22 protein-coding genes are annotated in these 22,771 nt (G+C 60.7%); 5 read left to right on the top strand and 17 right to left on the bottom strand.

Features of this window, described 5'->3' with window-relative positions:
* The first annotated feature begins 1 nt into the window (after position 1).
* The gene (rsmJ, locus tag ACJ8PL_RS24250) at positions 2 to 748 is read left to right on the top strand and encodes a 16S rRNA (guanine(1516)-N(2))-methyltransferase RsmJ (protein ID WP_442531435.1); all 747 of its coding nucleotides are present in this window, start codon (positions 2 to 4) and stop codon (positions 746 to 748) included.
* Positions 749 to 776: 28 nt separating this feature from the next.
* Here rsmJ and ACJ8PL_RS24245 read toward each other — a convergent pair whose 3' ends face one another.
* The 10 genes from ACJ8PL_RS24245 to ACJ8PL_RS24200 all read right to left on the bottom strand — a co-directional run bounded on the left by ACJ8PL_RS24245 (position 777) and on the right by ACJ8PL_RS24200 (position 11,915).
* Positions 777 to 1,376 (bottom strand): KpsF/GutQ family sugar-phosphate isomerase, encoded by a 600-nt coding sequence (locus ACJ8PL_RS24245; RefSeq protein WP_016930443.1) that lies wholly within the window; start codon positions 1,374 to 1,376, stop codon positions 777 to 779.
* Positions 1,376 to 3,013: an FGGY-family carbohydrate kinase gene (locus tag ACJ8PL_RS24240; RefSeq protein ID WP_016930442.1), complete on the bottom strand. Its 1,638-nt coding sequence runs from the start codon at positions 3,011 to 3,013 to the stop codon at positions 1,376 to 1,378. Before ACJ8PL_RS24240 ends, ACJ8PL_RS24245 begins: the two co-directional genes overlap by 1 nt.
* 10 nt (positions 3,014 to 3,023) lie before the next feature.
* Positions 3,024 to 3,977, bottom strand: a complete 954-nt coding sequence (locus tag ACJ8PL_RS24235) for an ABC transporter permease (RefSeq protein WP_016930441.1) — start codon at positions 3,975 to 3,977, stop codon at positions 3,024 to 3,026.
* 1 nt (position 3,978) lies between these two features.
* Positions 3,979 to 4,968: an ABC transporter permease gene (locus ACJ8PL_RS24230; protein WP_442531434.1), complete on the bottom strand. Its 990-nt coding sequence runs from the start codon at positions 4,966 to 4,968 to the stop codon at positions 3,979 to 3,981.
* The gene (locus ACJ8PL_RS24225; RefSeq protein ID WP_123867961.1) at positions 4,961 to 6,460 is read right to left on the bottom strand and encodes a sugar ABC transporter ATP-binding protein; all 1,500 of its coding nucleotides are present in this window, start codon (positions 6,458 to 6,460) and stop codon (positions 4,961 to 4,963) included. Before ACJ8PL_RS24225 ends, ACJ8PL_RS24230 begins: the two co-directional genes overlap by 8 nt.
* A gap of 105 nt (positions 6,461 to 6,565) precedes the next feature.
* A complete protein-coding gene (locus ACJ8PL_RS24220) occupies positions 6,566 to 7,552 on the bottom strand; it encodes an autoinducer 2 ABC transporter substrate-binding protein (protein WP_028128102.1) in 987 nt (328 codons plus the stop codon).
* Between the two features lie 328 nt (positions 7,553 to 7,880).
* On the bottom strand, positions 7,881 to 9,224 hold the full coding sequence (gdhA, locus tag ACJ8PL_RS24215) for an NADP-specific glutamate dehydrogenase (RefSeq protein ID WP_016930438.1): 1,344 nt from the start codon (positions 9,222 to 9,224) through the stop codon (positions 7,881 to 7,883).
* Positions 9,225 to 9,423: 199 nt separating this feature from the next.
* Positions 9,424 to 9,861 (bottom strand): universal stress protein UspA, encoded by a 438-nt coding sequence (gene uspA / locus ACJ8PL_RS24210; RefSeq protein ID WP_004930988.1) that lies wholly within the window; start codon positions 9,859 to 9,861, stop codon positions 9,424 to 9,426.
* A 267-nt stretch (positions 9,862 to 10,128) separates the two neighbouring features.
* Positions 10,129 to 11,037 (bottom strand): LysR family transcriptional regulator, encoded by a 909-nt coding sequence (locus ACJ8PL_RS24205; RefSeq protein ID WP_016930437.1) that lies wholly within the window; start codon positions 11,035 to 11,037, stop codon positions 10,129 to 10,131.
* A 104-nt stretch (positions 11,038 to 11,141) separates the two neighbouring features.
* Complete coding sequence (locus ACJ8PL_RS24200; RefSeq protein WP_033639172.1) at positions 11,142 to 11,915, bottom strand: SDR family oxidoreductase; 774 nt, start codon at positions 11,913 to 11,915, stop codon at positions 11,142 to 11,144.
* A 433-nt stretch (positions 11,916 to 12,348) separates the two neighbouring features.
* Here ACJ8PL_RS24200 and uspB point away from each other — a divergent pair, with 433 nt between their 5' ends.
* Positions 12,349 to 12,684 (top strand): universal stress protein UspB, encoded by a 336-nt coding sequence (uspB, locus tag ACJ8PL_RS24195; protein WP_016930435.1) that lies wholly within the window; start codon positions 12,349 to 12,351, stop codon positions 12,682 to 12,684.
* A gap of 343 nt (positions 12,685 to 13,027) precedes the next feature.
* Here the strand turns inward: uspB and pitA are convergent, their stop codons facing one another.
* Positions 13,028 to 14,530 carry an inorganic phosphate transporter PitA gene (gene pitA, locus ACJ8PL_RS24190; protein ID WP_016930434.1) on the bottom strand — a complete coding sequence of 501 codons (1,503 nt, stop codon included), beginning with the start codon at positions 14,528 to 14,530 and terminating at the stop codon, positions 13,028 to 13,030.
* A gap of 300 nt (positions 14,531 to 14,830) precedes the next feature.
* Between pitA and ACJ8PL_RS24185 the strand changes: the two genes are divergently transcribed.
* Entirely contained in the window at positions 14,831 to 16,030 is a 1,200-nt protein-coding gene (locus ACJ8PL_RS24185; RefSeq protein ID WP_016930433.1) for an NAD(P)/FAD-dependent oxidoreductase, read from the top strand.
* A gap of 28 nt (positions 16,031 to 16,058) precedes the next feature.
* On the opposite strand, the gene add is transcribed toward ACJ8PL_RS24185, so the two are convergent.
* Both add and ACJ8PL_RS24175 read right to left on the bottom strand, forming a co-directional pair.
* Positions 16,059 to 17,051 (bottom strand): adenosine deaminase, encoded by a 993-nt coding sequence (add, locus tag ACJ8PL_RS24180; protein ID WP_028127815.1) that lies wholly within the window; start codon positions 17,049 to 17,051, stop codon positions 16,059 to 16,061.
* A gap of 9 nt (positions 17,052 to 17,060) precedes the next feature.
* Positions 17,061 to 18,002, bottom strand: a complete 942-nt coding sequence (locus ACJ8PL_RS24175) for a nucleoside hydrolase (RefSeq protein ID WP_016930431.1) — start codon at positions 18,000 to 18,002, stop codon at positions 17,061 to 17,063.
* 160 nt (positions 18,003 to 18,162) lie between these two features.
* Between ACJ8PL_RS24175 and ACJ8PL_RS24170 the strand changes: the two genes are divergently transcribed.
* Positions 18,163 to 18,846, top strand: coding sequence for a Crp/Fnr family transcriptional regulator (locus tag ACJ8PL_RS24170; protein ID WP_016930430.1), 684 nt, complete (start codon positions 18,163 to 18,165; stop codon positions 18,844 to 18,846).
* Here the strand turns inward: ACJ8PL_RS24170 and ACJ8PL_RS24165 are convergent.
* The 4 genes from ACJ8PL_RS24165 to ACJ8PL_RS24150 form a co-directional block, all read right to left on the bottom strand.
* Positions 18,843 to 19,262 (bottom strand): VOC family protein, encoded by a 420-nt coding sequence (locus ACJ8PL_RS24165; RefSeq protein WP_016930429.1) that lies wholly within the window; start codon positions 19,260 to 19,262, stop codon positions 18,843 to 18,845. The two genes, ACJ8PL_RS24170 and ACJ8PL_RS24165, sit on opposite strands and share 4 nt — an antisense overlap.
* A 127-nt stretch (positions 19,263 to 19,389) precedes the next feature.
* On the bottom strand, positions 19,390 to 19,806 hold the full coding sequence (locus tag ACJ8PL_RS24160; protein ID WP_028127813.1) for an SRPBCC family protein: 417 nt from the start codon (positions 19,804 to 19,806) through the stop codon (positions 19,390 to 19,392).
* Positions 19,807 to 19,842: 36 nt separating this feature from the next.
* The gene (locus ACJ8PL_RS24155; RefSeq protein ID WP_028127812.1) at positions 19,843 to 20,640 is read right to left on the bottom strand and encodes an SDR family NAD(P)-dependent oxidoreductase; all 798 of its coding nucleotides are present in this window, start codon (positions 20,638 to 20,640) and stop codon (positions 19,843 to 19,845) included.
* A 55-nt stretch (positions 20,641 to 20,695) separates the two neighbouring features.
* Positions 20,696 to 21,706 carry an aldo/keto reductase gene (locus ACJ8PL_RS24150; RefSeq protein ID WP_016930426.1) on the bottom strand — a complete coding sequence of 337 codons (1,011 nt, stop codon included), beginning with the start codon at positions 21,704 to 21,706 and terminating at the stop codon, positions 20,696 to 20,698.
* Between the two features lie 142 nt (positions 21,707 to 21,848).
* On the opposite strand from ACJ8PL_RS24150, the gene ACJ8PL_RS24145 reads away from it, so the two are divergent.
* Positions 21,849 to 22,748, top strand: coding sequence for a LysR substrate-binding domain-containing protein (locus tag ACJ8PL_RS24145; RefSeq protein ID WP_016930425.1), 900 nt, complete (start codon positions 21,849 to 21,851; stop codon positions 22,746 to 22,748).
* The last annotated feature ends 23 nt before the right edge of the window (positions 22,749 to 22,771 follow it).

Below are 22,771 nucleotides of genomic sequence, written 5' to 3'. Positions count from 1 at the left end.
CGTGAGCGTGTGTTTATTGTGTGAAGCAGGCGCCGATCCCGGCGCCTTGTCTGTTTTGGCGCAGCGCTGGCGGCTGACGTCCGACGACGACGCGCCGATGGCGCTGGTATTGGCCCCGCAGCGGCTGGAACTGCGCAAGCGCGACGAGCCGAAGCTGGGCGGGATCTACGTCGATTTCGTCTCCGGCGCCATGGCGCATCGGCGCCGCTTCGGCGGCGGCCGCGGCGAGGCGGTAGCCAAGGCGGTCGGCATCAAGGGCAGCTACCTGCCGGACGTGGTGGACGCCACCGCCGGGCTGGGGCGCGACGCCTTCGTGCTGGCGGCGTTGGGCTGCCGGGTGCGGATGCTGGAGCGCAATCCGGTGGTGGCGGCGTTGCTGGACGACGGTCTGCAGCGCGGCTATCAGGATGCGGAAATCGGCCCGTGGCTGCGCGAGCGTCTGACGCTGCTGCACGCCTCCAGCCTGACGGCGCTGGCGGATCTCAGCCCGCGCCCCGAGGTGGTGTATCTCGATCCGATGTTCCCGCACAAGCAGAAAAGCGCGTTGGTGAAGAAAGAAATGCGGGTGTTTCAATCGCTGGTGGGCAGCGACGATGACGCCGACGGCCTGCTGGAACCGGCGCGCCGTTTGGCGACCAAGCGCGTGGTGGTGAAACGCCCGGATTACGCGCCGCCGCTGGCCGACGTGCCGGCGCACGCCGCCACGCTGACCAAAAGCCACCGTTTCGATATCTACATGCCGCTGTAATGTCTGCCGGGCCCGCCGTGTCGGGCCCTCAGTTTTCCTCTCGCAAACTTTTCCCCACGCCGCCGCCCGGATGCACCGCCAGCAAGGCGCTCTTGTCGTAACCGCTGCGCGCCATCAGGCAGGCGCAGGCGGCGTCGAAGATCGCCAACACCAGCACGATCGAGGTAGTGGCCAGCATATTCAGCGGATCTATTTCCTGTTGCACCCCGGTGGCGATCGTCAGCTGCGCCGCCTGCGCGATGGCGGAGTGCGGGTTTTCCGTCACCGCGATCAGCGGCACCCCCTTGGTCTGCAGCGTCGGCAGCAGACGGGTCAGCTCGTCGGAATTGCCGCCGCGCGAGATCAGGATCAGCAGATCGTCCGCGCGCAGAAAGCCCAGATCGCCGTGCGCCGCGCCGGTGGCGTCGAGGTAGACCGCCGGTCGCTCCACGCAGGCCAGCATGTGGGCTATCTTGCGCGCCGCAATTCCCGAGGTGCCGACGCCGGTGACGGCGATTTTACCGCGGCAGCCGGCCAGCAGCCCCAGCAGCCGCTGCCAGGTGTGCGCGTCGAGGCGTTCGCCCAGCTGCGCCAGTTCCCGGCTGTAAGTTTGCCAGCCCTGTACGGCCTGCCGCCATTCCTGCTGCATCACGCCTCCTCCTGCATCAGCCGGCGGTATTTCATGTGGTCGTTGTACAGTTCGTGGAACACCCGGTATTTGCGGTCGTAGTAGCTTTTTATCTGGTTGGTCTGCGGCGTAACCGTCTTGCCGATGCGGCTCATGGCGCTCATCGCCTCCGGCAAGGTGTCGAATACGCCGGCCGCCACGGTGCCCATCATCGCGCCGCCCAGCAGCATTGCTTCGCTCTCCTCCGGCAGCAGCATGGCGCAGCCGGTGGCGTTGGCGTGCTCCTGCACGAAGATCGGGTTCTTGGTGCCGCCGCCGCTGGCCATGATGGTATCGATGCTGTAGCCGCTGTGGTTCATGGTTTCGATGATGTGGCGGGTGCCGAGCGCGATGGCCTGAATGGTGGCCAGGTAGTGCAGCGCCATGTCTTCCGGCGTGCGCGACAGCTTCAGCCCGGTCAGGATGCCGGTCAGCGTCGGGTTGGCGCGCGGCGAGCGGTTGCCGTGGAAGTACGGCAGCATATGAATGTCCTGCGTCAGGAAGGCGATGTTCTCCGGTTCGCCGGCCATGCGGCGCAGAATGGCGTTCAGCACCTCATAGATGGTCTGCCCCTGGGTTTTCGCCTGCGCCAGCAGCTCCTGATAGCACGGATGCGACTGGATGACGTGGTCGATCAGCGCGCCGGTGGCGGACTGGCCGCCTTCGTTCAGCCAGTATTCCGGCAGGATCGCCGAGTAATACGGCCCCCAGACGCCGCCGATAAAGCGGGCGGTGCGCGACATCGCCATATGGCCGGTGGAGGTGCCGCCGATCAGCGCGACGCGGCGATTGAAGTCGGCCACCTCGCCGGAGACGCCGGTGGCGCCCAGCGTGCCGAGGGTGCCGGCGTGCGCGTCGATGATCGATACGCTCACCGCAGTGCCGGCGATCAGTCCCATTTCAGCGGCGGCGCGCTGGGTCAGGCCGTGGCCCAGCGGCTCGCCCATCATTTTGACGTCGCTGCCGATCTTGGCCGCGTCGTGTTCCAGCACGTCTTCCAGCCCGATCTGCTGGAAGTAGCTCTTGTCCCAACGCTGTTCGTGGCCGAGATAGGTCCACTTGCACACCGTCGAGCACAGCGAACGGGTGGCGTCCTGGGTGGCGCGCCAGGTGAGGAAGTCCGGCAGATCGAACAGGTAACCGGCGTTGGCCCAGGTGGTGGGCATGTGCTGTTTCAGCCACAGCAGTTTCGGCGTCTGCATCTCCGGCGAAATGATGCCGCCAACGAAGTCCAGCACCCGGTGTTTGGTGGCGTTGATGCGCTCGGCCTGGGCGATCGCCCGGTGATCCATCCACACGATGATGTTCTGCTCGGTGCGGCCGGAGGGGCTGACGGTCAGCGGTTTGCCTTCTTTATCCAGCACCACCAGCGAACAGGTGGCGTCGAAGCCCAGCCCTTTGACCTGGATCGGATTGATGTCGGCCTGGTTGACCGCGTCGCGCACCGCATTGCACACCGCCTGCCAGATGTTATCCGACGACTGCTCGACGAAATCCGCCTTCGGCCGGTACAGATCGATGGCCCGGCTGGCCTGGCCGACCATGCGGCCATTAAGATCGAATACGCCTGCGCGCGCGCTTCCGGTGCCCACATCTACGCCAATAAAATAGCTCGCCATTATTTTCTCCTCAGGCTTTTCGATTCTGTAACGCGATAAACAGGATCAGCACGCCGCCCCACAGGGCCATGGTCAGGTAGCTGCTGACCCCCAGCAAATTGAGGCCGCTTTCCAACATTTGCAGCACGATCAGCGCCAGCACCAGCCCCAGAATACGGCCGAAACCGCCGTCCGGGTTAATGCCGCCCAGCACCGAGGCCAGAATGGTCACCAGCAGATAAGATTCGCCGTAGCCGGCCTTGGCCGAGTTGAACTTGGCCATCATCAGCAGCGCGGCTCCCCAGCCGAGCAGCGCCGACAGGATATACACCGCGATCTGCACCCGCGCGGTGTTCACGCCGCTGAAGCGGGTGGCCTGCTCGTTGGAGCCGATCAGGTACAGGCTGCGCCCCAGCGTGGTGTGCTCCAGCAGCAGCCACAGCCCGACCGCCACCAGCAGGAACAGGATCAGCGCCACCGGCACGCCGAGCACCGCGCCATTGCCGAGAAATTGAATCGCCGCCGGGAAGCCGGAGATCACCGCGCCGTTGGACAGCAGGATGTTCAGGCCGGTGATCAGCGTCATGGTGCCGAGCGAGGCGAGGATCGGCGAAACGCCGATCCAGGCCACCAGCGCGCCGTTCAGCGCGCCGATCGCCACCGCCACCAACAGGCCGGCCAACAGCGCCAGCGCCAGGAACAGCGGCTGGTCGGGATGGCTGACGATGATCGCCGCCATCACCAGCGAACAGGCGTTGGCGCCGGCGATGATCGACAGGTTGATGCCGCCGGTCAGCATGGTGATGCCCATGCCGAGCGCCAGCAGGCCGAGGATCGGCAGCTGCGAGGCGATCGACTGGAAGTTGCCGAGGCTGAAGAAGCGCGATCCGAGCAGCCCGGCGAACAGCAGCGCCACCGCGATGATGATCGCGCCCTGCAGGCGAATGATCCGATCGTTTGGGATCAACCGAGTTAACTGCGTCATGTCAGATCTCCTTGAGCAGCTTGCGTTTTTCGTTCCAGGCGGTGGTGCTGATGCTGATCAAAATGATCGCGCCGCTGAATACCTGGTGCCAATAGGCCGAGACGCTGAGCAGCGTCAGCCCGTTTTGCAGGAAGGCCAGCAGCACCACGCCGAGCAGGGTGCCGGTCAACGATCCGCGGCCGCCGCTCATGCTGGTGCCGCCCAGCACCACCGCCGCCAATACCGTCAGCTCGAAGCCGAGCAGCGAGTTGGGCGCCACCGACTGGGTGATCTGCGCCTGCACCACCGCCGCGACGCCGGCCAGAATGCCCATATAGCCGTAGACGCAGAAGTGCAGCCGCAGCAGGTTCAACCCCAGGCGCGACGCCGCGTCGCGGTTGCCGCCCATGGCGTAGATCTGGCGCCCCAGCCGGGTGCGGTTCATCAGCACGCCGGTGACGACGATGGTCGCCAGCAGGCACAGCAGCGGCAGCGTCAGACCGTAGTCGTAGCCGTCGGCGCCCTGGAACGAGAACCAGTTGATGCCGTTCATGAACCAGTCCGGGAAGCCGTACAGCCAGGTGCCGTTGGTGGCGTATACCAGCAGGCCGTAGAACAGGTTGAGGGTGGCGATGGTGATGATGATCGCCGGCACCTTGAGCCAATACACCAGGAAACCGTTCACCAACCCGAGCAGCAGGCCGACGCCGATCGCCAGGGCGAACGCCAGCGGGAAGCCGCCGCCGTGCTGGATCACCCAGCTGGCCATCACGTACTGGGCGATGGCGGTGATCGCCGGGAACGAAATATCGATGCCGCCGGCGATCAGCACCACGAACAGCCCGCAGGCCAGGATGCCGAGAATGGCGTAGCTGGTGGCGACATCGGTCAGGTTGCCGAGCGTCAGAAACTCATCGGTGCCGGCGCTCAGGCCGATCGCCAGCAGCAACACCAACAGGCCGAGATAAAACTCGTGTCGCCCGGCCAAGCGGGCCAATAATGACTTATCCATTCACCACCTCGGCGATCTGTTGTTCGGTACTCTGGTGCGGCGCGAACTCGGCGATCAACTCGCCTTTGCGCATCACCATCACCCGATGGCTGTTGTAATAGGCTTCCGGGATCTCGTCGCAGATCATCAGCACCGCCATGCCCAGCTGCGCCAGATCGCGGGCGATCTGGTAGATCCCCTCTTTGTTGGCGATGTCCACGCCGACGGTGGGCGAGTCGAGGATCAGGATCTTCGGCTGGGTCGCTACCCATTTGGCGATGGCGATGCGCTGGGCATTGCCGCCGGAGAGAGTTTTCACCGGCAATGCGCTGTCGGACACCTTGATGTTCAAATCGCGGATCAGTCGGTTGACCAGCTCGGTCGCCCTGGCGTGATCCAGCAGCCCGAGCGAGGTATGCAGCCGATCGAAGACGGTGACGATGGTGTTGTCGTAGATCGATTGCTCCATGATCAATCCCTGCGTCAGACGATCCTCCGACACATAGCCGATACCGTGGCGCACCGCTTCGCGGTTGTTGTGCAGCTGCACCGCCCGGCCCTCGATGCGGATCTCGCCGCTGTCCGGCCGCGTCATGCCGAACAGGCTGAGGCACAGTTCGGTGCGGCCGGCGCCGAGCAGGCCGACGATCGAGACGATCTCGCCGCCGCGCAGCGCCAGATTGACGTTGCGGTATTTCTCGCCGCGGCTGAGGTTGCGCACCTCGAGCAGCGGCGCCTGTTCGGCCGGCGGCAGCGGCGGCAGCGGGCTGTAATGGAAGCGTTGGCCGGTCATCAGGAACGCCAGCTCATGGCTGTCCAGCTCGCTGGCCGGCCAGGTGCCCATCAGCTTGCCGTCGCGCATCACGCTGATGCGATCGGCGACTTCCATCACTTCATCCAATCGGTGGCTGACGAACACCACGCAGATGCCGGCTGCTTTCAGTTCGTTAACCACCCGCAGCAGGCCGTCGACCTCCTGGCGGGTCAGCGAGGCGGTCGGTTCGTCCATGATAACCAACCGCGCCTCGGCGGCGATGGCGCGGCAAATCGCCACCAGCTGCCGATCGGCGATTGACAGTTTTTCCACCTTTTTATCGGGATCGATGTGTACGCCGACCCGCGCCATGGCGTCCAGCGCCGTCTGGCGCATCACCCGCTTGCGCACCCAGAAGTGGCCGCCGGGCAGGTAACGGTGGATGGCGATGTTTTCCGCCACCGTCAGATTAGGGAACAGCGACAGGTCCTGGTAGATCACCTGTATGCCGTAATAACCGGACAGCTGCGGCGTCAGGGCGTGGAAGAGTTTGCCTTCCAGCGAAATATTGGCGCCTTTTTCCGGCTGATAGACGCCGGAGATGATTTTAATGATGGTGCTTTTGCCGCAGCCGTTTTGCCCGGCCAGACAGTGCACTTCGCCTTTATTCAGCGTCAGGTTGATCTGGTCTAATGCCAGCACGCCTGGGAATCGCTTGCTGATATTCTCCAGGGTGATAAATGCGGGGGAGGCTGTCATAACGTTAACCTGTGCTTGCGTAGCGGCCGAAGCCCTGGGCGCAGCAACGCTGCGCCCCTACGAGGGTTTAACTACTTTCCCGGTGTAGCGAAATTACGCGAAAAATCAGAATCCGAGCGATTTGGCGTTGTCTTTGGTCACTTCCAAAATCTTATTAAACCGAATCACTTTGTGTTCCATATCGACGTCGGCCTTGCCGAGACCCTCGATCGACAGGTCTTTGTTCACGTCCTTGCCCTGCAGCAGCTGATCGGCCACCGTCACCAGCGCATAACCGGCGTCTTTCGGATCCCACAGCAGCGCTTTCTTGATGTCGCCGCGCATCAGGTAAGGGGCGGCCTGCGCCGGCATGGCGATGCCCACCACCGCGATTTTGTCCTTGGCGCGCTTCTTGGCCACCGCCTGGCCGGCGCCGATCGGGCCGAGCGAGCCGAAGCCGATGATGCCCTTCATCTGCGGATAGGTTTTCATCAGATCCAACGTGGTGGCGTAGGATTTGTCGATGCTTTCCGCCACCGGCAAGCGCGAGGTGACTTCAAACATGTCCGGGTATTTTTCTTTCTGGTACTTGATGGCGGAATCGGCCCAGGCGTTGTGCAGCGGCACGGTCAGCGAGCCGACGTAGATGGCGTAGCCGCCTTTGCCGCCCATGTCTTTCGCCAGTTCATCGACGTTGGCCTGCGCGTATTTCTCGCTGTCGATGGTCTCGATGTCCCACTGGCCGATCTGCTGGTCCGGGGATTCATGGGTCAGCACCACGATGCCTTTGTCACGCGCTTTTTTCAGCACCGGTTCCAGCACCTTGGCGTCGTTCGGCACCACGATGATGGCGTTGACGTTCTTGGCGATCAGATCCTCAATCACCTTGACCTGCGCGGCCGGATCCGGCGTAGAAGGGCCGGTCTGGTAAGCGTTGACGTCGAGTTTTTTCGCCGCTTCGTTGACGCCCACTTCCATGCGGTTGAACCACGGAATGCCGGTCACTTTGGCGACCACGGCAATCTCATATTTATCAGCGGCGAACACAGGTGTTGTCGATAACATGCACGCAGAAACCACACATGCATTTAATAATGCGAGGTTAAATTTCATTAGCTGTACCTTTTTTATCTGTAGGGGTGGCGGTTTTTCCACCGCTGCAGATTACAAAGGAATGGAAGAGGGGGCGTAGCCGAAGTTAACAAAATGTGATCTGCGCACATTTAAGTAAAATATTGACGCATTTAATGTTAAATAAATGTTTAATTATTTGGCAGTGGTAAATTTACTACCAACTAAACGGCTTTAAATAACTTTTTATTAACTTTTAATTAACGTATTCGCATCATTTCGATGGCTTGGACGCGGAAAAAAATGCCGGCGAAGGAGCCGGCATTGAAGCATTTAATCGATGTGTGAACAAGATCACCTTTGCGCCCGATTACAGCACGCCCTGGGCCAGCATCGCCTCCGCAACCTTAACGAAACCGGCGATATTCGCGCCGTGTACATAGTGGGTTTGCTTGCCCTCGCCGCCGTATTCCACGCAGGCATGGTGAATATCCGCCATGATATGTTGTAAACGTACATCCACTTTTTCCGCCCGCCAGCCGATGCGCGCGGCGTTTTGCGCCATCTCCAGCCCCGACGTGGCCACGCCGCCGGCGTTGGCCGCCTTGCCGGGCGCGAACAGCACCCCGGCGTCAAGGAAGGCGTCGGTGGCCTGGATGGTGGTCGGCATGTTGGCGCCTTCCGCCACCGCTTTCACCCCGTTGCGGATCAGCGTCTGCGCCGCCTCGAGATCCAGCTCGTTCTGGGTGGCGCACGGCAGGGCGATATCCACCGGCACGCTCCACGGCTGCTGGCCCGCCAGATAGGTCAGACCGCGCTCACGTGCATAGTCCGCCACCCGGCCGTAACGCTGGTTTTTGATCTCCGCCAGGTGCGCCAGCTTCTCGGTGGTGAAACCGTCTTCGTCCACCAGGGTGCCGCCGGAATCCGACACGGTGATCACGCGCGCGTCCAGCTCCAGCGCTTTCTCGATGGTGTACTGCGCCACGTTGCCGGAGCCGGATACCGCCACCCGCATGCCCTCAAAGCCCAGGCCGTGGCGCTGCAGCATGGCGTCGGTGAAGTACACCAGGCCGTAGCCGGTCGCCTCGGGGCGGATCAGGCTGCCGCCGAAGGAGAGGCCTTTGCCGGTAAACACGCAGGCGGTGTTGTTGGACAGTTTTTTCATCATGCCGGCCATAAAGCCGACTTCGCGGCCGCCGACGCCGATGTCCCCGGCCGGCACGTCGGTGTCCGGGCCCAGATGGCGATACAGCTCGGTCATCAGCGCCTGGCAGAAGCGCATGATCTCCCCCTGGCTTTTGCCCTTGGGATCGAAATCGGAGCCGCCTTTGCCGCCGCCCATCGGCAGGGTGGTCAGCGCATTCTTGAAGGTCTGTTCAAAGCCGAGGAACTTCAGGATCGACAGGTTCACCGACGGATGGAAGCGCATGCCGCCCTTGTAGGGGCCGATGGCCGAGTTGAACTGCACGCGGAAGGCGCGGTTGACCTGCACCTGGCCGCGATCGTCCACCCAGCTGACGCGGAACTGAATGATGCGCTCGGGCTCCACCAGGCGCTCCAGCAGCGCCTGTTCGCGATAGCGCGGATTGCGTTCGATAAACGGCCACAGCGAGGTGAACACTTCGCGCACCGCCTGCAGATATTCCGGCTGGTGGGGGTTATGGCGTTGTAACGAGGACAGGAAAGACTCTACCGATACGGCATATTCCATGGATAACTCCTTTTCGCATTAAATTTCCCCCGCTATTTCTTATAGATATGGGTATAGGCGATGCCCGGGGGAGGATGTTGTGTCTTTAGCGACTATATCATCGGAGGGCGGTTGATTATCAAGCGATTAATCGGCGTGGCGGCATGAAAAACGCCCGCAGGGCGCGGGCGTTGGTCAGTTAAGTTAGCAGGCGCTTACTTTATTCGTCTTCTTCATCGCGCAGCGGCACGATCAGCATATCGATGTGCACGGTATTGATCAGCTGGCGCGCGGAAGACATCAGCTTGCTCCAGAAGTCCTGATGGTGGCCGCACAGCACCAGGTCCATATCGTATTTCTTGATGGCGTCCACCAGCACCTGCGCCAGATCGCCGCTGCCGCTCAGGGTCTCGGTGATCGGGTAGCCGGCGTTTTGCGACAGCTCGGTCAGCGCCTGATGGGTTTCTTCAGAGATGCGTTTTTGCATGTCGCCGAGATTGACGTCGATCAGGCCGGTATAGAGGTCGGAATAGTTGACATCGACGTGGATCAGAGAAACTTTGGCGTTATACGGCCGCGCCATAGAGACGGCTTTTTCTACCAGGATCTTGCTTTCCGGGGATAGGTCCACCGCGATCAATATGTGTTTGTAAGCCATAAGAATACTCCTTCCATAAACATGCCGATTAAAAAGGGTTAGCAGGCGTTCCGTGTACCCGCCTGGCGCTGTTGGTTCCATAGTATCATTTGGATAACGCAATGATATGTTGGGGCGATCACACTGCGCCGCATCGGAAATCTCTGCGCACGATACCTTTCGTTGTACACCCGCGCGGCGTAAAAGCCTATGGGTTATGCGGGTTTTAACGGTCTGACCGCTTGAATTATAAGCGTTATTAAACAAAGTATAGCGCTAAATGTGCAATCAGCGCTCCAGATGCGGCTGCAGCAGGCTTTCAAACCACTCATGGAACACCGCCAGACGCCTTGAGCGCTGGCGGCGATGGGGGTAGATCAGGGCGATCGGCATGGAGGCGGCGCGGTAACCGGGCAGAACTTCCACCAGTTCACCGGCGTCGAGCAGGTGTTGTACGTCGTAGCGCGGGATTTGCATCAGCCCCAGCCCCGCGCGGCAGCAGGCGATATAGCTTTCGGCGTTGTTGACCACCACCCGGCTGGGCAGTTCGAGCCGTTGCGTATGGCCGTCGCCGGTCAGGTATTCCCAGGGGGATTCGCGGCCGGTTCTGGGCGAGGCGTAGCCGATGCTCCAGTGCCCCTCGGCGAGATCGCCGGGGTGGAGCGGATGACCGAATTCGCTCAGGTAGGCGGGGCTGGCGCAGTTGATCAGCGCGATATGGCCGAGCGGGCGCATCACCAGGCTGCTGTCGTGCAGATCGCCGACGCGCACCGCGCAGTCGACCCCTTCCTGCACCAGATCGATGGCGCGATCGGCGGAGCCGAGCGCCAGCTGCAGGTGAGGATGGCGCCGCAGCAAGCCGGGCAGCGCCGGCGCGATCAGCCGGCGGGCGATGCGGCTCGGCACGTCGACGCTGAGCCGCCCGGAGGCCTGCCGCTGGCTGGCCTGAAATGACTGATCGATGTCTTCCACTTCGGCCAGCAGCGGACGCAGCCGCTCGAGCAGCTGTTCGCCGTCGGCGGTCAGCCGCACTTGCCGCGTGGTGCGGTGCAGCAGCCGTACGCCCAGTTGCGTTTCCAATTGCTGCACGGCGGCGGACACCGAGGCGCGCGGCACCTCCAGCGCATGGGCCGCCCGGATAAAGCTGCCCATTTCCGCCACCTGTACGAATACGCGGTATTGATTGAATCTGTCCATCTCGCTGACCTGCTGCTCCTTGGCGCCGTTTCTGACAGTAGAGTGTAGCCGCATGGCGCGGTTGCGTGCGAGCAGGTGCGGGGGCCTCTCCGCCCCCGTCGAACTTATTTGGTGGTGTAGCCGCCGTTGATCAGGATGGTTTGGCCGGTTATCCACCAGCCGTCGCTGACCAGATGGCGGATGAACGGCACCACGTCTTCGATATCGGTCAGGCCGGTTTTACTGAACGGCGACAGCGCCGCCGCCGTCTTGTGGTAGGCCACGGCGTCCGCGCCTTCAGCCGGGTAGAAGAACGGGGTATCCATCGGGCCGGGGCCGACCGCCGTCACGGAGATGCCACGTTCGCCAAACTCCTTGGCGGCGGCGCGGGTGAAGTGCTCCACCGGTGCTTTGGTGCCGGCGTAAGCGGCGTAGAACGGCGTGAAGGCGCCGAGCAGCGAGGTGACCAGCGTGCAGATTTTACCGTTGTCGTTAAGGTGCTTGCCCGCCTCTTTCAGGAAGAAGAACGCGGTTTTGGCGTTGACCGCGGTCATTTCGTCGTACTCGGCTTCGCTGATGTCGATCATCGGCTTTTTCAACACTTTGCCGACGGTATTGATGGCGATATCCGGCTTGCCGACGGCGGCGACCGCGTCGGCGAACAGCTTCTCGACCGCGCCCGCGGTGGTGAGATCGGCCTGCAGCGCGACACCTTGCGCCCCGGCGGCCTGAATGGCGGCGACGGTTTTTTCCGCTTCGGCTTTGGAAGCGGCGCTGTTGTAGTGGATCACCACCGCTTTGGCGCCTTGTTCAGCCAAATCGCGCGCGATCAGCCCGCCGAGGTTCTTGGCGCCGCCGGCGATGAGGACGGTTTTTCCCTTGATTGAATGGTTTGCCATAACAGTTTCCTTGGATGAACGTAACGGAAACCTGAGTCTAGCCAGCGTGGGGGGAAAGATCAGCGGCGCAGCGCGGGATAGACTATCCAGAAATGCGACATAATCGAAACGGATGGTTATCGCTTATAACGCCCCGGCAGGTGACTTTTCGGTACAGGGCGGTAAATTTTATCCACTGCTCAGGCCAGTTTGCGTTCCATTAACCTACAATGATGAATATGGGCTTCACCATTTCTCCTCTGAGTAGAACCATGCCGTGCAAATCTCTCTGTGCGGCGCGGCAACGTCTTTGGAGGCGGTGGGTTATGGGCGTGGCTCGTGCAGGCAAAAAAAGGGGATGAGAGCGGTAAGCTCCAGCAGAGTATCGGGTAATGAGGTAGGGCGGTTGGACCCGGCGGATGGCCGCGGATAACAACGCCTTGAGGGGGTAATCATGATCAGTACCGTCGCGCTGTTTTGGGCCTTATGTGTGGTGTGTGTGGTAAACATGGTGCGGTATTACTCTTCTCTGCGCGCGTTGCTGGTGGTATTGCGCGGCTGTGACCCGTTGCTGTACCAATACGTCGACGGCGGCGGCTTCTTCACCGCCCACGGCCAACCCAGCAAGCAACTGAGGCTGGTGCGCTATATCTTCGCGCAGCGCTATGTCGAACACCACGATCCGGAGTTTATTCGCCGCTGTGAGCGGGTGCGCGGGCAGTTTATGCTGACTTCGGCCCTGTGCGGCCTGGTGGTCATCAGCTTGATAGCGCTGATGATCTGGTATTAATGCCTTCCTGTTTCCCTTGATGCAGGCAAAAACAAGGCGGCCCTGCGGCCTAATGCTTATCAGTTAGCGTTTTTTTGAAGTACTCGTGACGTTTTCGGTCGATAAATGAGAGGTGCATCATGAAGCTCCTGTCACTCGACCGAGCCAGGGGCCGAAGGCGCGGCCCCTGGCAACCCGCGCCATCGGCCCCTACAATTGCCGTTCGCTACGGCATCAGAGAAATGCGAGGGTTTTACGGCAATTCTCCTGCACAGAACGCCCAGAGGATGGATAAAAAAATGCCAGTCAGGCTTAACTGACTGGCATTAGGCCCTGCGGCCGCCTTTCTCGTGGTGCTTATCGCTTAGATAAGCTTCAACGCAACCCAATACAGCGCACCGGAAAGCAGAATCGAGATTGGCAGGGTCAGTACCCAGGCCAACAGGATGTTCTTCACGGTTTTGCTCTGCACGCCGCCGCCGTCCACAATCATCGTCCCGGCAACCGCCGAAGAGAGGACGTGGGTGGTGGAGACCGGCATGCCGGTATAACTCGCCACGCCGATCGACAGCGCCGCGGTCATCTGGGCCGATACGCCCTGGGCGTAGGTCATGCCTTTCTTGCCGATCTTCTCGCCGATGGTGGTGGCCACGCGTTTCCAGCCCACCATGGTACCGAGCGACAGCGCCAGCGCGACGGCGACGATGATCCACATCGGCGCGTACTCGACGGTCTGCAGCAGATCCTGACGCAGGTTCTTCAGGAAGCGCTGGTCGGCGGATGAGGTTTCCGGCAGCTTGGCGACTTTATCCGCCGTGTCGGTCACGCACATCAGCAGGCGGCGTAGGTGGCTGCGCTGGTCAACCGTCAGCTGATCGTAGCTTTGCAGGTTGGTCAGCATGCCCTGAGCCAGTTCGATGGCCGGCATGGCGCGCGAACTGTCGCAGTGGAACTCGGCAGGCTTGCCAGACGCAGCTTCGTCATCCGGGCTTGGCACCAGCGGCGTCAGCGACACCGCATGCGACAGCGCGTCGCCGTGCTGCTGGTAATATTGCTGCAGGTGGGTCACGGCGTCACGCGTACGGGTGATGTCATAACCGGTTGCATTCATATTGACCACGAAGCCGGCCGGCGCAACGCCGATCAGCACCAGCATGATAAGGCCGATGCCTTTCTGGCCGTCGTTGGCGCCGTGCGAGAAGCTGACGCCAATCGCCGACAGGATCAGCGCGATACGGGTCCAGAACGGCGGCTTGCGTTTGCCGTCGACCTTTTCACGTTCCGCAGGGGTCATGTGGATACGCTGGCGTTTCTTGGTGCCACTCCAATAGCGGCGCAAGGCGAACACCATCACTCCCGCCACCATCATGCCGACCAGCGGCGAGAACAGCAGAGAAAGGAAAATCCCAATCATTTTCGGGACGTTAAGCGCATCCACCACCGAAGTGTGGGTCATCAGGGCGTTGGTTAAACCGACACCGATGATTGCGCCTATCAGCGTATGGGAACTGGACGCCGGCAGACCGAAATACCAGGTGCCGAGGTTCCAGATGATTGCCGCCAACAGCATGGAGAAGACCATGGCTAATCCGTGTGCTGAACTGACGTTCAACAACAGATCGGTAGGCAGCAAGTGGACGATGGCGTAAGCAACACTCAAACCGCCGAGCATTACGCCAAGAAAGTTGAACAAACCTGCCATCACGACCGCAAGTTGCGAGCGCATGGCGCGGGTATAAATAACTGTAGCGACCGCATTGGCCGTATCATGAAAACCGTTGATGGCTTCATAAAACAACACGAACAACAATGCGAGAATTAACATCAGGCCGGTATGGAAATCCAGGCCAGCGAACAAATGCAGCATAAGCGTTACGCCAGTTTGTGGACATGAACGCCGCGCATTATCAGTGACAACCGGGGCCGGGGAAAAGGAAAATATGACGTTTTTTTGATTTGGACATGACGAAACGATGACGCGCCTATAACAAAAATATTGAATATCAACGCGTTATTCTCCTCTGACCTCTGTAATATTTTCTTACTGTGGCGTTGGCGGCGCCGGGGCTTTACAATCTTCCGCCGTGAATTTGGCGGTGACCGGCGGCGAAACGGCGTAATATGGCGCTCTTTTGTCGCGATTGTGGTTTTGATAAGTGAGGCTCAAGTGGAACAGTTTGATGTCGTAGTGATTGGGGCGGGCGCCGCCGGCATGTTTTGCGCCGCGCAGGCGGGGCAACTCGGTTGCCGCGTGTTGCTGCTCGACAACGGCAAAAAACCGGGCCGCAAGATCCTGATGTCCGGCGGCGGGCGCTGCAACTTTACCAACATGTACGCCGAACCGGCGGCCTATCTGTCGAACAACCCGCACTTCTGCAAGTCGGCGCTGGCGCGCTACACCCAGTGGGACTTCATCGATCTGATCAACCGCTACGGCATCGCCTACCATGAAAAAACGCTGGGGCAGCTGTTCTGCGACGATTCGGCGCAGCAGGTGGTGGATCTGCTGGTTAAAGAGTGCGAGCTGGGCCAGGTGACGATGCGCCTGCGCAGCGAAGTGTTGGGCGTGGAGAAAACCGAGAGCGGCTACCAGCTGGCGCTCAATGGCGAAAAAGTAAGTGCTCGCTCACTTGTGGTGGCCAGCGGCGGATTATCCATGCCGGGGTTGGGCGCGTCGCCGTTCGGTTACAAACTGGCGGAGCAGTTCGGCCTCAGAGTGTTGCCGACGCGCGCCGGGCTGGTGCCTTTTACCCTGCATAAGCCGCTGCTGGAGCATGTGCAGACGCTGTCCGGCGTGTCGGTGCCGGCGGTGATCACCGCCGAGAACGGCGTCAGCTTCCGTGAAAGCATCCTGTTCACCCATCGTGGTCTCTCTGGCCCGGCGGTATTGCAGCTGTCCAGCTACTGGCAACCGGGTGAGTATGTGAGCGTTAACTTACTTCCGGAGCTGGATCTGGCGGGCTTCCTGGATAACCAACGCCAAGAGCACCCGAACCAAAGCCTGAAAAACACCCTGGCGCTGCATTTGCCGAAGCGGTTGGTGGAGTGTTTGCAGACCCTGGGACAATTGCCGGAGGCGACGCTGAAGCAACTGAATGCGCCGCAACAGGCGGCGTTGGTGGATCTGTTGCAGAACTGGCGCGTGCAGCCGAACGGCACCGAAGGCTACCGCACGGCGGAAGTGACGCTCGGCGGCGTTGACACCAACGAACTTTCTTCCAAGACGATGGAGGCCCACAAGGCGCCAGGGCTCTATTTCATCGGCGAAGTGGTGGACGTGACCGGGTGGCTGGGCGGCTACAACTTCCAGTGGGCCTGGAGTTCGGCCTGGGCCTGCGCCCAGGCGCTGGCGGCGCAGGGGCGTTAAAACCCGCTCAGCCTTGACACGTGCCGGGTCACATTGGCCCGGCCTTGAGCTGATTCATTAATTTCATTTTAGTGTTTCCGTCGAGAAAGCTCGCCTCCAGCGCCTGTCGGTTGCTGCGGTTAAAATCGTCATCCTGCCAGCCGAAGGCGTCATGCAACAGCTGATACTCCTTGTTCAGCGTGGTGTCGGCGACGGTGCGCGCATCGGTATTCACGTTCAGCCGCACTCCCATCCTTTTCAGCCGATCTATCGGATGATCGTCGATGCTGTCGAACAGATTGCAGACGAGATTGCAGCTGGGGCAGATCTCGAGCAGGACGCCGGTGGCTATCAGACGCTCGACGAGCGCAGGGTCCTCGATGCTTCTGACGCCGTGGCCGATGCGCGACACCTGTAGCTGCTCCAGCGTTTCCCGTACGCTGTCGGCGCCCTTCGCCTCGCCGGCGTGGGCGATGACGTTGCCGCCGGCGGCACGCACGGCGCGAAAGGCCGCCACATGGTGGGTCAGCGGGTAACGCGCTTCATCGGCGGCCAAATCCAGCGCCACCACGCCGCTTCCCTGATAATCGATAACCAGTTTCGCCGTTTGCAGGCTGGCGGCCGCGTCGAAATGCCGCAGCGTGCACAGGATCAGCCCGGCGGCGATGCCGTAAGCCCGCGAGGCGTGATGCATGGCCGCCAGCACCGTCTCGACCACCGCTTCATCGCTTAACCCCAGCCGGGTATGCAGCAGCGGCGCGAAGCGCAGCTCGGCATAGATGACATTATCCGCCGCCAACTGCGCGAATAAGTCCTCGACGGCCAGCGTTATCGCCTGGCGTGTCTGCAATAGATCTATTTGCGGCGCTATCTTGCTTAGAAAGTCCCCCAGATCGGCGCATCGTTTCGGCGCGACAAATTGCCGATTAAATGCCGTTCTGGTTATTTGCGGGTCGACCTTTTTTAAATAGTGGTAGCTTAAACAGGTATCCAAATGAACGTGTAATTCCACTTTCTTCAATTTTCTTGGATCGAATTTCATGCGAGTCACTTATTTCATTAACGGCTGAGATAACAACGAGAACAGTTTTTCTTTAAACAGGCCGGGCTTAATGCGGGTAATCACGCGCGCATTGGCCGGTTCGCCGGTAAGCTGAGTGGAATCGATGACGTAATGGCCGTAAGACCTCTCACTTTTATATTCAACCCAGGAATACGCCTCCAGACTGGTCTCGACGATATCCGGATAGAGCGCCACCGCCATGGTGGTCGGATCGGGCAAATCAAACCCTTTGCGTTCGGTACGCCGTGCGTTGAACGCCATCAGCGCGCGATTGCAGCGCACGGCAAAGCGTCCCAGTTCGCCGAGGTTATTCAATCGTTCTATATCGCGTTCGTCGATAAACGCTTCCCCCATGCCGATCTCCCAGCCGACGAGAGTGAGCGGCAGCCCGGCAGTGAGCACCAGGTGCGCGGCCTCGGCATCGGCGTAAAAATTAAATTCGGCCAGCGGGGTGATATTGCCGGGCATCAGCCCGGAACCGCCCATCACATAAACCCTCTTCACTTTTTCGGCCAGCGTGGGCGCTTTCAGCACCGCCATCGCGAGATTGGTCAACGGCCCGAGGGTGACGATTTCCAGCTCGCCATTGAGCCGTGCGGCGCAGTCGATGATGGCGTCCACGGCATGAACGGGTTCGGCGCTCTGGCGCGGATCGGGCAAGGCCATGTCGCCCATGCCGTCTTCGCCGTGAATATGGTGCGAATGATAACGCGTTCGGAAAAGCGGTTTCGCCATGCCGGCATAAACCGGGGGCGCATAGGTTCCCGCTTTTTCCACGCAGATAAGTGCATTTTTGACGCACTGTTCAAGCGGGCAGTTTCCCGCGACGGTGGTGATCGCTTCCACCTTCACGTCGGGTGCGCGCAACGCCATCAGCAGCGCGACGGCATCGTCGGAAGCAGTATCGGTATCTATCAAAATATGTCGCATGGCCATCTCCTCGGGTGGGCTATGCGGAGAAAGTACCCAGACGACCTAAGGCAAAAAAGGTCAGATGTCCTTTTTCGTTCTGAAGCGCGTCGGCTATGCTGAACGCAGTCGAAAGCGAGGATGTAAGACGTTTAAGGATGAGCCCTGGGAGTGAATCGCCTTGAAAACGGTCGGTGACAGCAAGCTAAAAGAAGCTTTTATCGACGCTCACGATCTGCGAACGGCGCTTTCGCCCACGCTGCTCGCCGCACTGCGCCTGGTCAGCGTCGAAGCCGGCGAATACCTGGTGACGCAAAGCGATCGTTTGACCCACCTGTTTTTTCTCGTGCAGGGAAAATTGCAGGTTGAGAATTTTGATGTGAATGGCGCGCACATTGTCTTTTCCTTCGAAACGGATTTCTCGGTGATTGGCGATCTGGAGCTGTTCTCCCAGACGCAGCGCACGCTGTTCAGCACCGTGCAGGCGGTGACCGACGCGCTGCTCCTCGCGGCACCGATAGAGGCCATCAACAATCACGCCCTGAGCGACCCGGCGTTCCTCACCTTTATCTGCCGGCAATTGAGCACTAAGCTGCTGAATGCCTCTTTGCTGCATGCGAACGGCGTTTTTACGGCGGAGTATAAACTGCGAAAATTTTTATTATTCAAGATAAAGAACGAAGGGGAATTGATTGAGCTGGAAAACCGGGAGGCGCTGGCGGCGAGATTGGGCATCTCCGTCAGACAGCTGAGCCGCGCGCTGGCGCAGCTCGCGGCGGACGGCATCATTCAATTTAAAAACAAGTCACTGTGGGTGACGGATCGCCAACGGCTGTCCGACATCAACGGGAGCGCCAGGATCTAGCCGATCGCCGGCCCCTTCAATTCCACGCGATTGCCGTCCGGATCGCTGAAATAAATGGACGGGCCGTCGCCTTCAGCGCCATAGCGCGATTCGGCGGGATCCACGCCGATCCCCTGCGCTCGCAGATAGGCCAGCAGCTCGTCCTCGTTGAAAGGATCGATGCGCAGGCAGACGTGATCGACATTTTGCCGGTGACGATCGGGCGCCGCGCCGCCTTTTTTCCCCAACACGCCGTTAATATCCACCAGATCGATCATGGCCGCTCCGGCGCGCAGGTGCATCAGCCCCAAATCCGGCCGCTGTTTGGCGATATCACAGCCGACGATCTGGGTATAAAAATGCAGGCTTTTCTGCATATCGCGCACGCGCAGCACCACATGGTCGATAGTCTTCAGGCTGAAAGGGCGCACGGCCATCTCCTCAAACGGAAGTCTCCTTTACAGCATAAACGGCGCTGGCGGATTTATCCTGCTCCAGAGCTAAAGCCAAAAAAAACGGCCAATGGCTTTCACCATCGGCCGCGAGCGCTTGAGCATACCGGCGTTAGCGCGGGAAGTTGCCGCTCAGCGCATCCAGGCCGCCCTGGTAGATGCCGCTGAACAGGGCGACGGCCTCGTCGTCGCTGATGTTGACCGGCGTGAAGCTGCCCGACCATTCCACGCGCGCCACGTTGGCGTCGTCGGTGGCGTGTACTGACAGGGTGGACAGGTAATTCACCACCGGGAACGGCGCCTGCATGATGGAGTAGCTGTAGCTGCGTTGACGGTTGTCGAACGCTTCCAGCCGCTCGATGACGGTGCCGCCGTCGGCGGTGGTTAAGGTACGCACGCGGCCGCCTTCTGAAATGACGCTTTTCGGGATGAACGGCAGCCAGTCAGGCAGGGCGTCGAAGCCGCCGATCAGTTGCCATACGGTGTCGGCGGATGCCGGGATGTTCATAGATACGGATGTATTAGCCATTTTCTTTCTCTCTTGATATCGGTTTAGGGTACGGAATTACATTGCCAGGGTGTCGACGACGCCGCCGTCGACGCGCAGCGCCGCACCGGTAGTGGCCGAAGACAGCGGGGACGCAAGGTAAACGGCCAGGTTGGCCACTTCATCGACGTCCGCCGCGCGCTGAATGATGGAGCTTGGGCGTTCGGTTTTAACGAACTCGTCGGCCTGATCGCGCGCGCTGCGCCCGGATTTGGCCGCCGCTTCCGCCAGCATCTCCTGCAGGCCTTCGGTAAAGGTTGGCCCTGGCAGGATAGCGTTGACCGTCACGCCGGTGCCGGCGAGGCGTTTCGCCAGGCCGTGAGACACCGCCAGGTTGGCGCTTTTGGTCACGCCGTAGTTGATCATGTCCGCCGGGATGGCGACGCCGGATTCGGACGATACGAAAATAATGCGTCCCCAGCCCTGTTCGGTCATGTTCTGCGCGTAGTGGCGCGCCAGACGCACGCCCGAGAGGACGTTGACGTTATAGAAGTGCATCCACTCGCTGTCGGGCACGGTAAAGAAGTCTTTATCGTTGAAAATGCCCAGGTTGTTGATCAGCACGTCAGCTTTAGGCTCCGCGGCGAACAGGGTTTCTGCCCCTTGTTCCGTGCCGAGATCGGCGACCACGCCGCGCACTTGCGCGCCGGGCACGTTGGCGCTGATGTCGGCGATAGCGTTATCGACCCCGGTTTTTTGACGGCCGACGATCACCACGGTGGCGCCCGTTTTGGCGAGTCCGCGCGCGATGCCCAAGCCGATGCCGGAGGTGGAGCCGCTGACGACGGCGACTTTGCCTGAAAGATCCAGTTTCATCATGTATATCACTCTGTAATGTGGGTAATGGGGCCGGGGGGCGGCCCCATAAAACTTAACGAATCGGCAGCGGCGCGTTGTCGGCCACCAGTTTCTGACGGCGCATCTCCGCCCAGAACTCAGCCGGGATCACTGCATCCAGCGCAGCCAGATCTTCGGCCATGCGGCCAGGACGGCTCGAACCGGGGATCACGGCGGCGACGGCCGGGTTAGCCAGCGCAAACTGCAGCGCAGCGGCTTTGACGTCTACCTGGAAGCGAGCGGCGATCTCTTTGATTTTCGCGACTTGCTGGCGAATAGCCGGGGACGCTTTCTGATATTCGAAATGTTCACCGCCGGCCAGCACGCCGGAGCTGTATGGGCCGCCGACGACGATATCGACATTCTGTTCCAGCGCTTCCGGCATCAGGCGTTGCAGGGCGCGTTCGTGATCCAGCAGGCTGTAGCGACCGGCCAGCAAGAAGGCATCCGGTTTAGGTTCATCGAGCGCCAGCGTCAGCTCGCAAGGCTCGACGCGGTTAACCCCGAGTCCCCAGGCTTTGATCACGCCTTCGTCACGCAGGCGGGACAGCGCGCGGAAGGCGCCGGTACGGGCGATATTGAACTGTTCCAGCCAGCTGTCGCCGTAGAAATCCTGAGCGACGTCGTGGATCCAGACGATATCCAGACGGTCGGTTTTCAGGCGCTTCAGGCTGTTTTCAATGGAGCGAAGCGTGCCGTCTTCCGAGTAGTCGTTCAGGATCTTGTTTTTCAAACCGTGTTCGAACAGGCCGCCTTTCTCACCCAGATCGCGGGCGGCGGGATCTTCCATTTCGTCCAGCATGATGCGGCCCACTTTAGTGCTCAGTACGAACTCATCGCGTGGGTACTGAGAAAGCGCTTCGCCCATGCGAATTTCCGACAGGCCGGAACCGTAAAGCGGCGCGGTGTCGAAGTAGCGGATGCCCAAGTCCCAGGCGCTGGTTACGGTAGCCCGCGCTTCTTCTTCTGGAATGGCGCGGTACATATTGCCGAGCGGCGCGCCGCCCAAACCGATCTTGCCGGGTAAAATATTTTTGATGCTCATGGTGAATCCTCAATACGTTATCTTTTCAGGGAAACTTGTGGGGCTCATACAGCGTCTGCCCCGTCACGAGGCTAAAGATAACTTGGCAAGTTGTGACTTGATAGGACATAATTTGTCTAAGTTAAGTCCTTTGAGGTCTGAGATGATCGATTTACGTCAGTTGAAATACTTCGTCGCGGTGGCGGAAGAGGAGCACGTCGGCCGCGCCGCCGAACGGCTGCACATTTCCCAGTCACCGCTGAGCCGGCAGATTTCCCAGCTTGAGGAACGTCTGGGTTTGATGCTGTTCGAGCGCAATCAGCAGCGCATCCGCCTGACCGCCGACGGCCAGACGTTTCTGGCCGAAACCCGCGCGCTGTTGACGCACGCCACCCGGCTCGAATCGCTCGGGCGCCGCCTGGGGCGGGGGGAAGACGGCGGGCTGTGCATCGGCTATATCGAAAATGCGATGCACTCCGGCGTCTTGTCGAACGCATTGCGGTCGCTGCGGGTTTCCCGGCCGGATGTGCATATCGTGCTTTACAGCCAGCCTTCTTCCATGCAGCTGGAAGGGCTGCGGCAGCGCAGCCTGGACGTGGCGCTGGTCAATACGGCGCCGGATCGCGCGGATCCGGATTTTGAATATACGCAGGTGCTGGACGATCGCATGCTGCTGGCCTTGCCGCAGACGCATCCGCTGGCGGACAGGGAAACGCTGCAGCCGGCGGATCTCACCGATCAGGCTTGGATCTCGGTGATCCACAAAGAGGATGCCCATTCGCGCGACGACTTCGTGGCGGCCTGCGTGAAGGCCGGGTTCGATCCGGATATTCGGCTGGAGGCGGGCGAGCCGCTGACCGCGCTGGGGCTGGTCGCCGCCGGATTGGGGATGACGTTGATCCAGCACAGCCTGCGGCATAACGCGCCGCAAGGCGTAGTGCTGCGCGAACTGCCCTGGATGCAATACACCACGCAGCTGTGGGCCGTGTGGCACAAGGCCAACCTGCGCCCGCTGGTCACCCATTTCCGCGAAGTGATGTCGGCCGGTCCGGCCTGCCACTGACTGCGCGGCGGTGTCCGGCCCGG

It is taken from the genome of Serratia sp. CY83965 (assembly GCF_052166375.1).
GTDB lineage: Bacteria > Pseudomonadota > Gammaproteobacteria > Enterobacterales > Enterobacteriaceae > Serratia > Serratia marcescens.
The sequence above is the reverse complement of the archived record's forward strand: the minus strand, read 5'-3'. Positions and strand labels throughout refer to the sequence as shown.

What these genes read in the sequence shown, in the direction of transcription:
- uspB (WP_016930435.1), top strand. Translation starts at nt 12,349, where the DNA reads ATGATCAGTACCGTCGCGCTGTTTTGGGCCTTATGTGTGGTGTGTGTG.
- ACJ8PL_RS24160 (WP_028127813.1), bottom strand. Translation starts at nt 19,806, where the DNA reads ATGGCTAATACATCCGTATCTATGAACATCCCGGCATCCGCCGACACC.
- uspA (WP_004930988.1), bottom strand. Translation starts at nt 9,861, where the DNA reads ATGGCTTACAAACACATATTGATCGCGGTGGACCTATCCCCGGAAAGC.
- ACJ8PL_RS24175 (WP_016930431.1), bottom strand. Translation starts at nt 18,002, where the DNA reads ATGCGACATATTTTGATAGATACCGATACTGCTTCCGACGATGCCGTC.
- pitA (WP_016930434.1), bottom strand. Translation starts at nt 14,530, where the DNA reads ATGCTGCATTTGTTCGCTGGCCTGGATTTCCATACCGGCCTGATGTTA.
- ACJ8PL_RS24235 (WP_016930441.1), bottom strand. Translation starts at nt 3,977, where the DNA reads ATGACGCAGTTAACTCGGTTGATCCCAAACGATCGGATCATTCGCCTG.
- ACJ8PL_RS24220 (WP_028128102.1), bottom strand. Translation starts at nt 7,552, where the DNA reads ATGAAATTTAACCTCGCATTATTAAATGCATGTGTGGTTTCTGCGTGC.
- gdhA (WP_016930438.1), bottom strand. Translation starts at nt 9,224, where the DNA reads ATGGAATATGCCGTATCGGTAGAGTCTTTCCTGTCCTCGTTACAACGC.
- ACJ8PL_RS24155 (WP_028127812.1), bottom strand. Translation starts at nt 20,640, where the DNA reads ATGAAACTGGATCTTTCAGGCAAAGTCGCCGTCGTCAGCGGCTCCACC.
- ACJ8PL_RS24245 (WP_016930443.1), bottom strand. Translation starts at nt 1,376, where the DNA reads ATGCAGCAGGAATGGCGGCAGGCCGTACAGGGCTGGCAAACTTACAGC.
- ACJ8PL_RS24240 (WP_016930442.1), bottom strand. Translation starts at nt 3,013, where the DNA reads ATGGCGAGCTATTTTATTGGCGTAGATGTGGGCACCGGAAGCGCGCGC.
- ACJ8PL_RS24225 (WP_123867961.1), bottom strand. Translation starts at nt 6,460, where the DNA reads ATGACAGCCTCCCCCGCATTTATCACCCTGGAGAATATCAGCAAGCGA.
- ACJ8PL_RS24200 (WP_033639172.1), bottom strand. Translation starts at nt 11,915, where the DNA reads ATGGCAAACCATTCAATCAAGGGAAAAACCGTCCTCATCGCCGGCGGC.
- ACJ8PL_RS24165 (WP_016930429.1), bottom strand. Translation starts at nt 19,262, where the DNA reads ATGGCCGTGCGCCCTTTCAGCCTGAAGACTATCGACCATGTGGTGCTG.
- ACJ8PL_RS24150 (WP_016930426.1), bottom strand. Translation starts at nt 21,706, where the DNA reads ATGAGCATCAAAAATATTTTACCCGGCAAGATCGGTTTGGGCGGCGCG.
- ACJ8PL_RS24145 (WP_016930425.1), top strand. Translation starts at nt 21,849, where the DNA reads ATGATCGATTTACGTCAGTTGAAATACTTCGTCGCGGTGGCGGAAGAG.
- add (WP_028127815.1), bottom strand. Translation starts at nt 17,051, where the DNA reads ATGAAATTCGATCCAAGAAAATTGAAGAAAGTGGAATTACACGTTCAT.
- ACJ8PL_RS24230 (WP_442531434.1), bottom strand. Translation starts at nt 4,968, where the DNA reads ATGGATAAGTCATTATTGGCCCGCTTGGCCGGGCGACACGAGTTTTAT.
- ACJ8PL_RS24205 (WP_016930437.1), bottom strand. Translation starts at nt 11,037, where the DNA reads ATGGACAGATTCAATCAATACCGCGTATTCGTACAGGTGGCGGAAATG.